The sequence below is a fragment of the Bacteroides cutis genome (assembly GCF_900241005.1).
In the GTDB taxonomy this organism is placed as follows: Bacteria; Bacteroidota; Bacteroidia; order Bacteroidales; family Bacteroidaceae; genus Bacteroides; species Bacteroides cutis.
Window position 1 is genome coordinate 1 of sequence record NZ_OEST01000013.1, and the last position, 11610, is coordinate 11610.

Below are 11610 nucleotides of genomic sequence, written 5' to 3' on the forward strand. Positions count from 1 at the left end.
TGAAAAAAGATGATTAGTGAAAATGGATAGTTAAGTGTGCAAAATTACGTAAGAGGGAAATTGTAAATATTGTGTGATAGCTCAATTGCGACTATTTCAAGGTTGAGAATATATGAATGGGATAAAACTAAAGAAATAACTTCTACCGACTTAATAAGAAACTGTCTTGATATAGCTTAGAAAATTTTTCGTCATTAATAAAATTGTTTGTTCGCAAGCTAAGAATATAAAATTGTAATCTGCGAATAAATATTCTAAGATTAAGTTTATATATACTTAATCTAAGTATAAAACTTATTATGAATAAAGAATGACTTTGTATAGCATAAACGGAAGTTTTAATATTAAGAATAAATGTTTTTTCTCTTTATACTGCTCCTGTTACATCATAACACAGGAAATCTCCTTTAAATACGGAGAAGAACGGACTGAATTTTGAATACAATCCAGTCCGTTCACTGCCAACATGTATCAGAACATAGCGTCTTTTGTACCGAAGAGTTTTCTTTCATTCAACTTGACTACCTTACCGAATTTCTCAAGTCTCTTGATATCAATATCTTTAGGATTTCCCATAATTCCAATACAATAAGGTTTACCTTTGATATTTGTTTCATAAAAACGGACTATATCTTCAAATGTAAGTGCATCAATCTTTGGAAGATTTTCTTTTGCAGGATCACCGTCATATCCTTGATAACCTAGATTGACAAGATACAGTGCTTTGTCACGGAAATCAGGATGAGAAGTCAGCGCCTCCTGGCGTAAATAGCTTTTAATGTTATCAATCCGTTCAGGATTTTTAGGCATATCATTTACAAGGCTCATCAAGATATCCAGTGCATCGTTTGCCTTGTCATTTTGCGTACCCACATATCCTTGCAAGAAAGTCTCTTTACCTGCTATTCCCTGTGTGGATGCAAGTGCGTATGCCGTATAAGCCATCGATCTTTTCTCGCGGATTTCATTGAGTACCAGTCCGGTAAAGTCCATGCCGAAATATTGGTTGAAAGCATATCTTGCCACGTCATCTTTCTTGTCAGTCTTCATCATCGGTATGTAGAGATAAATTTGAGCCTGTTCTACATCACTATTGGGCAAGAAATAAATCGTATTCTCTGTGACCGGTGCCATCGGAATCGGATTTGGAGATACGGACGGACGTTCATTAGCAACCAATGGCAGGTTTTTGCTCAGGATGTCATATACATTATCAAAAGGCAAGGTTCCGCTATAATATATTTTCGCTTCATAATTGGAAGCACGGTTGATGTCACCCGTGAGTTCTGAGATCTGCAATTCATATAGTTCTTTGTCTGTCAACTCATCAATATAGGGTGACTTGTCACCATAGAAGACATAATGGCTCAGTGCATTTCCCAATACGGAAGTATTACTTTTCCTTTGTTGGCGACTACCGAGTTGACTACCTTTCAAACGACTCAGCTGCTTGTTGTCAAGTTTCGGCATCAATATTTGGCGCGACAAGAGTTGACAGGCTTGTGGCAACGTCTGCTCAAATCCCTCCATAGTTACGGTCAGGTAGTTTGAACTGGCATGTACATCACAGCTCACGTTGAGTTTGCTTAGTTCCTCTTTCAATTGCTGAGGCTCGTAACTTCCCATAATACCGGCATTGTTCATCAGTTCGGCGGCAATAGCCAATTTGGGGAATTGTTGCGTTCCGGCACCATATCTCAATTCCAAACGGAAAATATTATTCTCCTTGTTGGGAACATAATACATCTTGGAACGCTCATTTAACTGTTTCACCTTTACATCATCAAAGTCAATGAACTTTTCATCTACCGTACCAATCGGCATACTCTTGAATTGAGTGGCATACAACGATTGTTTTCCGACAGGAGGTTCAACTGGTTTATAACCGGGTTTCTTGATTTTATCTTCCTTATCAGCCTTTCCCTTTTCAATATACATGGCAAGATAGTTCTCTGACAGGTACTTCTTAGCTACCCGCTTTACGTCCTGATTGGTTACAGCCATAATTTTGTCCTTATAGTTCAATACTTCTTCAGGACTTTTACCATCCATAAAAGCCCTCATCAATATAATCGCCTTTTGTTGATTGGATTCCATGGCAAGGTCAAAACTACGGCAAAGTTCAGCCTTGATGGCGTCTACTTTCCAGTCTTCAAATTCACCGTTGGCCACTTGCTCAATGGCCTTCAATACTTTCTTCTCAGTACTTTTGTTCGACTCAAACCTACGTTGGTTTTCGTCATAAAGCGGGACACAATACACAAAATTACGGCCTCTTTCACGGAAAGTCTGGCCGTATGCACCTGCAGCCGTTATTTCACCGTCTATCATCAGTTTGTCCAATGTGCCCGTTTGACTGCCATTACTGATTAAGGACATGGCGATCTCGATAGCATCTTCATCGGGGTGACCCGAAGGTACCCCCTCAAAAACCAGTCTCACTTGTGGATAATATCCTATTTTGGCAGTATACTGTGTACGTCCCTTGATTTTCTGTTCAGGATACGTTTTGCGTTCGGGTATCGCTTTTACCGGCAGGCGGCCGAAGGTAGCTGCAATACGCCTGCTTACCTGTTCGGCTTTGATGTTTCCCGACAATACCAAAACCATATTTCCGGGCACATACCACGTATCATAAAATTCAATCAGTTTACTCAAACGGGGATTTTTCAGGTGTTCGGGCAAGCCGATGACGGAACGGGAATAAGGATGTCCTTCAAACGCCTTATCCATGATGAACTGCTCCTGCCGACGGCTCGGATTGTCTTGTGCACGGTTATATTCTTCGTACACAGCTTCCAATTCCGACTGAAAAGAACGAAATACTGGATTATTGAAACGTTGGGATGATATCTCCAGCCATTTATTGATCTGATATGCGGGAAAAGAGCAGTGATAGAACGTCCAATCATAAGAAGTACCGGCATTTACACCCTTTGCTCCCATGCTCTCCATCAGGTTGGAATATTCTCCGGGCTGGCTGATTTTTCCGGCACTGACGGTGAGTTCATTTATTTCTTTGGAGATTGCTTCCTTCTTCACAGGATCCACTTCATCGGCCATTTGGTTGTATTTGGCTATAATCTCCTTGTAGATGGGCGCCTCTTTCTCCCAATCCAATGCACCGATTTTATCGGTGCCTTTAAACATGACGTGTTCCAGATAGTGGGCAAGTCCCGTATATTCTTCCGGATCGTTAATAGACCCTGCACGTACACCTACAAGACCGAACACATCGGACTTTGAGTCGTCTTCCCATACATAGACGGTAAGACCGTTCTTCAGCTTGAATGCCTTCAAGCCTTGACCGTACATTGGCAATGTCATAACCAATACGGTAAAAAGAACAGATAATTTGATTTTTACTAAATTCATGATACTAATTATTTGTAGTAATTGTTATTTCACTATAACCATGGGTAAATCCAAAGGACCACTGATTACGTTTCGAGTATCGGCTGTGGTCTTTTTGGGACCCGGAGTGAGTGGACTATATGTAAGTACGTGGCGAATACGGTTACGCTGATCATTGGTGAAACGGTCACTGTAACAGATTTCATAATCCATCAGGTTGTATGACTTGAATGTCTCTCCTGTTTTACAGTTCTCCCGTGTGGTAGCTTCCGCCATACTTATTTCTTTTCCGGTTTGCTGGGCTTCTTGCAGCATGGCTCTCAGGTTTGCCAGATATGCCATACGGTTATAGGAAGGAGTGTCTTTGCAATAGTCTGTATCTATACATTTATCGGTCAGGCTCGCATCATCGTTCTCGTCAAAAGCATGGTGTAACCCCAAGTGATGTCCAAGTTCATGTGCCAACGTCACATTGACATCCAAAGAGTTATATCTTCCGTCATTCCCGGTTTCTTCGTAAACATACAGGCTGTTGATGGAGACACATTTAGGATAAGAAAGATTTTCTTTGGTCAGATAACTGTAGGGCGTTTGGGGTAGCCCCACCAAATAATTGCTTCCCGAAACGGAAAGCGGCAGATGGGAAATTCCCAATATAATACTGTTCCCTCCATCTACTGTATCAAAATTATAGAGCATGATATTGATATACCTGTTGGGATCCCAAAGCAGATCCACGTTTTTCTTAGCGGACATGAATTTTTCGCAATCCAGCGGCATGTTGTCAATTTTCACATACTCCACTCCGGGAGCGGAAAGCGTATTGCCTTTCTCATCTTTGTCAGCCAATACAAATTCCAGATTCATATCCACTCCCGCATTTCCACCATGATACAGTGTTTCCCCCCGATAGTATGCATTGACTTTTTTTAGAATTTCGGCCAACCGTGTCTGGGGAACGTACTGTTTGTTGTCGTTTGGGTCATTATATAGTACATGGAATACTACAGGAATTTTATAGTGATACTCTTGTCCTGCAGGCATTGCGTTTTGATGAATACTGATTTTGGTAATTCCATTGGGAGTCCAAATGTTTATTATGCCGGAACGTTCTTCGTATATATTCCCTTCTACCTTAATATTCAGCGCTGTGCTACCCGAACCTTTATTTTGCGAAACGGTACACCAGCTCACCATGCTTGTGGCAGTCCATTCCAAGTCTGTACGCAGTTCAAGGCTTATTGTAGTTTCTTCATAAGGAACATCATGAAAATCTGTCTGAGAGAATTCTATGGCAGGAGTGGAATCTTTTTCGCAACCAAGAAACGAGAAGCATGCCAACAGACAAAAAATAGATCTTAGTTTCATAGTCATAAATTTAAAGATGTAGTTAATCAATTTTTTGTGAAACAGAAAAAAGCCAGCTCAATAAGATAAAAGAGGTGGCATATCTTTTTTCAAAAACATCCACCTCTTTCAACAATCACTTTATTTCCGCAATTCCAGTATTATCATTCTTCCACCAATCTCAATGGAACTTTGACAGACTGAACGGGCTTTACCTGTATGGTGCTGATGAAACCATCTTTTGTAATCGAATTGGCTTTCATACGTAAGTCCTTTTGATAAGTACGGAATGTGGCGGCAGGAGTAATAGTTGCACTTTCACTTCTTTTCCAAACAAAATTGGTGATTTCCTGTAAAATACCTAACGTTTGGCCATTTTGCATAGCTATAAAACCGTAACTGGCAACAGGATATTGATTATCCTTGGCATCAGTGAAAGTTATATTACCATTATCATCAAAACCTCCAACCATGACATGATCGGGGAGGTAATATTGGGTACCAACAAACATACCCTCCACTTGATAAGGCCCATAATCCGGCATCGTTTGAGGGGAGTTCCACTGTAATGTTCCATTAGACTTTATAAAAGACAAAGAAACGGCATCATCATAACCAGGAATGCCTCCAAACAGCCCTTTCACAATCAAATTCTCATCATCAACCTTGGAAATAGTGATGTCATATCTTACTTCATTTATTTCTCCGGCACTGTTTTTCTCTTTCTGAGTGAAAGTCCAGTCACCTGCATAGTCGTCTATCTTGGGAACGCTACCTACTTTGAACTTTTCAACCGTAGTAGCCAAAACAGCACTCTTCTTTCCAGTTTCTTTATCTACCAAATAGAATTCGATTTCAAATGTGTAAATCTTATTTTTTTCATCATAAGAAGCTTTCTTGGCATCCATGTATATATCATTACCATAGGAAGTCAATCCTGTTTTCTGCTTTTTGGGAACACGAACCGCGTTTGTAGTCTTATTGTGGAAGAATACGATATTAACGTCTTTGGCATATAAAGATTTTATGTGGAAAATCGGATCTTCGCCTTCGCCCGAAGTTCCTTCTTCTAAGTCTACAACAAATTTGTCTTTCAGAAGCTCTGATTCAAAAATACCGGTAGCACCTTCAACAAGAGTCCAAGGAGCATAGTCGCGATCGTACACAACTTCCATCTTGGACTTGTTAAGCCATAATTGGAAACCATCAACCGGATAAAGACCAACAGCATTAATATTATGGAAGCAAGTACCAAATTCAAACATTTCTTTTTTCTTGTTGTAAGAACCCAATGGATTCTCTTCTACCTTGCCACTTGTGTTATAAGCCATGGAACCAAAGGTCAGCCATTCCAAATCATGGGATATACCCACACCATTTGTCATTTTAAACCCTAATCTTGTTGTAGGGATAAACCAATATGCCTTTTCAACAGTCAGTTCCTCACCTTCCTCAAGTTCCGGTTTATACCTTTCTCCATCCAAGACGATGTAGTATTTCTCATCCGCAGAGAAAAACTCAGGTTCCCCAAACAAATCATCCATATATTCATTATCGTAAGGAGCAAAACGGTATTTAAGTTTATCTTTCAATTTCTCAACCACCACTTTTTCCTTTACATAGTCAGATACACCAAACATGGAAAACATCTGATCTATGAAAACGGCATCATCTGTTACTTTTTCCCATATTTCCGGAAAAGGATATTCTGCCACAAATGTTTGCGTGGAATTAGCGTATTCGGTTCCATCAGTAAACGAAAGTGTAAACGGATATTTAGTACCACGCACTGCATTTGTATAAGTCACGCTTATTGTGGCATCTATTTTACCTTCCTCAAACGTAACGGAAGTAGGAAAAGACAAAACTGCAGCTACAGCATCGTCCATTTTAACTTTTAGTTCTGTGGTAACTGCCGCACCATCCGTTGTACGTTGTACTGGAATTGTAAATGTACCACTGGCCTCATCAGCCTCTATGTCTTCGCTGGTAAGTATACAACTGGTCTTTATTGTCTTCGGGAAGTACACACCCTCACCCGTCACAGCAGGACTTTGTCCAAAATCATCAGATGGAACATCGTCCGTACAAGCGCCTAATGCCACAACACATGCGCTTATTAATCCAAAGATGAATCTATTTATTTTTTTCATATATTGTTTCTTTATGCAATTAGTATATCGTTTAATTATGCAGTGGGCAATTCAGCAGATGGATTGTTGTCTTCTTCACCGATACCCATATTTGACTCAATTTCACTTTGCGGGATACGGAAAATCAAGTTCGGATCTCCCGGCAAAATATTATATTGAACGGACGATTCAAAATTACTGTTTCGGCGGTCTATACCTTTGTTGAAACGCAATATATCATACAGGGCAAAACCTTCACCCCATAATTCAACGCGGCGCTGCCACCAAACGGCATCCCGTACCTCTTCAGCTGTTTTTGCATTACAAGTATAGTCTTCGTCCCTATATGTATTTACAAAAGTAGTCAAAGCCTCGGCCGCACCGATCGGGTCACCTCCCATTGCCTGTGCTTCGGCCATAATCAGGTACATTTCTTCGGCACGCATCATCGGGAAGTCTTGGGCATTGTCCGCACTGCTTGGATCATTCTTATATGCACCGAATTTTACATTTGCGTAGGGAGTAAACTTATATGCCTTGGCAACTGTTTTTCCGTCTACGTATAAATCATCACTTAATGGGGAAGATAATTCTTCATCTACCCACCAACCTCTACGTACATCACTTTCTGGTATTTCAGCCCACAAATTAGAGTTAATCATGCGGTGAACTCCCTGGCTTGTATAGCTATTTTTACTCATTGAGCACATATGCGACGGCCAGTTTACGATACCGGTCTTCACTGCGCTACTTTCCGTTGTATAAATCAATCCCCAAATCCAAGACTTACTGCTTGCATCGTTGAAAGCAGGAACAGAAACATCCTTCAAAGAATAAGGAGTATATCCTGACAAAGCCGCTTTAGCATCATTATATGCTGCTTGATATTCACCCATTAGCAGCTCAACCCGAGCACGGATACCACAAGCCACATTATAATCGATATGTGCTTTATCTACACGCTTTATATCCGCTTTCTTTGCATTTTCCAACATAGTCACTGCGTCATTCAAATCATCCATGATTTGTCCATAAACCTTTTCTACGGTCTGACGTGGATGATTATTTCCTTCACTTGTTTCTGTAATAATAGGTACACAAGGTTTTTCCTTATTATCGGCATAAGTAAATTGGAATGTTTGAGCCAACTGGAAATAGCAGAAAGCACGCATTGCTTTTGCTTGTCCCAAATAGAAAAGCGAAGATTCGTCTTCTGTCTCAGGATCGACACTTGTAATGACAGCATTGGCCGCCATAATAACTTGATAATAGCGTTTCCAAATCATTACAGTCTGGTCACTGGTATAGACACGATTAGTATATTGGACATCATCGCTGAACCAATTGTATCCAGTAACTTTACTTACCATATCCGCACCACTGTTTTCCAACATCAGCACAATGGCAGGATACGAAAAGTCATAATGCCTGTTTGCATCGCGACCGAATGTATTCCAAACAGAAGTAAGCCCACTATACATTCCTTGTAAGTCGGCATCCAATTTACTCGGATCCTTTTCACCAATTTCGTCTTTTTGATCTTGGGTAATGGTACCACCTTCCGGATATGTATCCAGTTCATCGATACAAGAACTAGCGAGAAGAGTTCCAAATACCAAAGATATTATCTTAATATATTTCATAATCTTGATAGTATATTAGGGGTTAATTAAAAAGTAACAGTTACACCGCCTGAAATAGAGCGGATTAAAGAATAAGTATAGTCAGAGGTAGTCTGTAATCCCATACGCGGGTCAAGTCCTTTACGTTTTGCCCACAAAGCCAGATTATCTGCAACTCCATATATACGTACAGATTCCATCAGTAACTTACGAGTCCATGATTTGGGTAATGTATATCCCAATGTTATGTTTTGCAAGCTCAAATAATTGGAACTTGTGATGAAACGGTCGGAAGTGGAAGTTGCCATAGACCCTTGTGCCGTATAGACCAAACGAGGAATGTCGGTATTTGTATGTTCCGGAGTCCATGCATTTAAAATATCACGATGCCAGTTTTGACCTACACCTTCTGTTCCATTATGCATCAAAGTGGCATATCTGCTGTCGTACAAGTGTCCACCCAGCTGATAAGAGAAAGTAACGGCCAAATCTATTCCTTTATATTTGAATTGAGAACCAAATCCACCATAAACTTTTGGCATAATATTACCTCCCAGCGCATAACGAGTTGCACTACTCCAGTCGGTAGTCGTAGTAACGTCAATTACATTTCCGGCTTCATCTTTTACGTCTTTATACCAGATTGCATCTCCTGTTTCGTTTACCCCGGCATATTTGCGCATATAGAATTGGTACATTGGATCACCTTCACGATAGATGTAAGCACCGCTAATCCACTCACCGTTCAAATCGGGGTGTAACTTTAATATCTTATTTTTTAAGAAAGTAGCATTTGCATTGGCACTCCAACTGAAATCTTTCCCTTCGATTATAATACCATTTACGTCTATTTCCACACCATTGTTACGTACCGAACCAACATTCATAGGAACACTGGAGTATCCCATTGAGGAAGGAGTGGGTTTGTAGTATAACATGTCTTTGGTCTGACGATTGAAATATTCAATCGTACCATTCAATCGACGGTCAAACAATTCGAAATCAACACCAACGTTGAAATTGTGTGAGCTTTCCCATGTCAGATCCTTATTGGCTTTATAACCCAAGACAAGGGATTGGTTATCATTATCATTAGACAAGCTGAACTGGTCTACATAAGCATAGTCATTCAGAATTCTATCATTACCTTGCACACCATAACTGGCTTTCACTTTCAGCAAGTCAATCCAAGTTAAATCTTGCATGAACTCTTCTTTGTTAATTACCCAGCTGGCGCCAACAGACCAGAAGTTACCCCAACGATTGTCTTTGTGGAAACGGGAAGAAGCATCGCGACGGAAAGAAGCACTACCAAAATACTTCTCTTGATAGTCATATTGTACGCGAGCCAGATAACCGATTGTAGCATATGTACCGGAAGAAGAACTTACACTCGGATTGTTAATCGCATTGTTTATTTCCGGAATAAACGGGTTATACATATTCTGCTTGCTACCACCTAAAGACTGAGCTTTCAATTTATAGAATTCATAACCGGCAAGTACATCCAAATTATGATCATGCGCAAAACTTTTTTTGTAAGTCAACAAATATTGAGAGTTAATGGCCGTTGTACGTGAATGACTTACACTTATAACGCCACCCAGTTCTGCATATTGTCCATAAAAAGGATTGACTAAAACATTTCCACGTGTATCATCAACAAAATATGATAAAGAGGCTTTCCCTTTTAATCCTTCCACAAATTCAACCTCTCCATAGAACTGACCATTAAATATATTTGCCGCAAAATTGGTTTTATCTAATTGCAAGGCAGACCCGGGGTTACTTTGTGACATAAATTCACGGTCGAAGTTGGTCGAAGTCTTACTATCACCGTAGTCATAGCGAGTACGTCCATAGTTATCTTTCATTATATTACCTTCGGCGTCACGCATATACAAAGGATAAATAGGAGCAATTAAATCGGCTACATAGAACATATTACCGGAAGAACTACCTTCCTGCTCATCCGGTGACAAAGAATCATAGTGTGTGAAAGAAGCATTCATACCTATCTTCAACCATTTTTTCATTTGATAGTCCGTCTTTAAACGTGCAGAATAACGAGTGAAAGCAGAACCGGGAATAATACCGCTATCATCCAAATAACCTAATGATGCATAATAAGTCAGTCCTTCTTTACCTCCACTCATCGTTAGATTATATTCTTGACGCAGGTTACTGTCATCCAACAATTCGTCTGCCCAGTTATCAGGAGTATAATAATATTCACCATCACTATAACCTAAAGTAGCATTGGGGTTTACACGTCCGTTCCGTCCGATAAAGTTTTGTCCTGCAGGTACTGTATAAACCTGATATCCGGCGCCACCTTCTCCTGTGAAAATATTAGCGTTAGCGGAAGCATGAGCGGTAATAGCAGCTTGTTCGGGAGCAGAACCGCCTTTAATCGCTTTGTCGTAAGCACTGGCATACAATCCACGATAAACTGTTTCGTAGTAAGTTGCAGGACTCTTAATAATATCATATTGAGGTACCGCACGACGATTAGTACCCCATTTTGCGTCTACTGTGATACGAGCCTCATTTGTATTTCCTCTTTTAGTAGTGATAATAATTACTCCATTAGCACCACGTGCACCATACAGCGCATTGGCTGCAGCATCTTTTAATACGGTCATCGATTCAATATCTTGCGTATTAATAGCTGCTATATCACCATCATAAGGGATACCGTCTACTACATATAATGGAGTATTACTTGCTGAAAAAGATCCAATACCACGGATACGAACAGAAGAGCCTGACCCCGGCTGACCGTTACTCTTAGTTACTTGTACACCTGCTACTTGTCCAGCTAAGGCATCCGTTACGTTTGAGGTCTGTATTGCTGCAATTTTTTCAGACTTAACAGTCGAAGCAGATCCTGTAAATGCTGATTTTTTTGCTGTACCATATGCTACTACCATAACCTCGTCAAGCATTTCAGAATCAGATTTTAAACTAATTCTTAGATTTGGCTTTATCGCTACCTCTTGTGTCTGCATACCAATATAAGAAATCTGCAAAGTCTTCGCAGAACTGTAAGGTGTGTATATTGCTGGCTATTAACTTATTATGAATATGGAAAGAACTTGTTATTTATATTTACATATCCACTACAAACCATTATACGGTAGGTGTAAATTATT

General features: G+C 40.1%; 5 protein-coding genes. All 5 read right to left on the bottom strand.

The genetic code is table 11. From position 1 onward, the window contains the following. Positions 1 to 471: 471 nt before the first annotated feature. Complete coding sequence (locus C1A09_RS15980; protein WP_101546163.1) at positions 472 to 3375, bottom strand: M16 family metallopeptidase; 2904 nt, start codon at positions 3373 to 3375, stop codon at positions 472 to 474. Between the two features lie 24 nt (positions 3376 to 3399). Continuing rightward, a complete protein-coding gene (locus tag C1A09_RS15985) occupies positions 3400 to 4722 on the bottom strand; it encodes a zinc-dependent metalloproteinase lipoprotein (RefSeq protein ID WP_180949240.1) in 1323 nt (440 codons plus the stop codon). 143 nt (positions 4723 to 4865) lie between these two features. Continuing rightward, positions 4866 to 6854: a hypothetical protein gene (locus C1A09_RS15990; RefSeq protein WP_101546167.1), complete on the bottom strand. Its 1989-nt coding sequence runs from the start codon at positions 6852 to 6854 to the stop codon at positions 4866 to 4868. A gap of 35 nt (positions 6855 to 6889) precedes the next feature. Beyond that, on the bottom strand, positions 6890 to 8476 hold the full coding sequence (locus C1A09_RS15995) for a RagB/SusD family nutrient uptake outer membrane protein (RefSeq protein ID WP_101546169.1): 1587 nt from the start codon (positions 8474 to 8476) through the stop codon (positions 6890 to 6892). 26 nt (positions 8477 to 8502) lie between these two features. Continuing rightward, on the bottom strand, positions 8503 to 11487 hold the full coding sequence (locus tag C1A09_RS16000) for a SusC/RagA family TonB-linked outer membrane protein (RefSeq protein ID WP_101546170.1): 2985 nt from the start codon (positions 11485 to 11487) through the stop codon (positions 8503 to 8505). Positions 11488 to 11610: the final 123 nt, after the last annotated feature.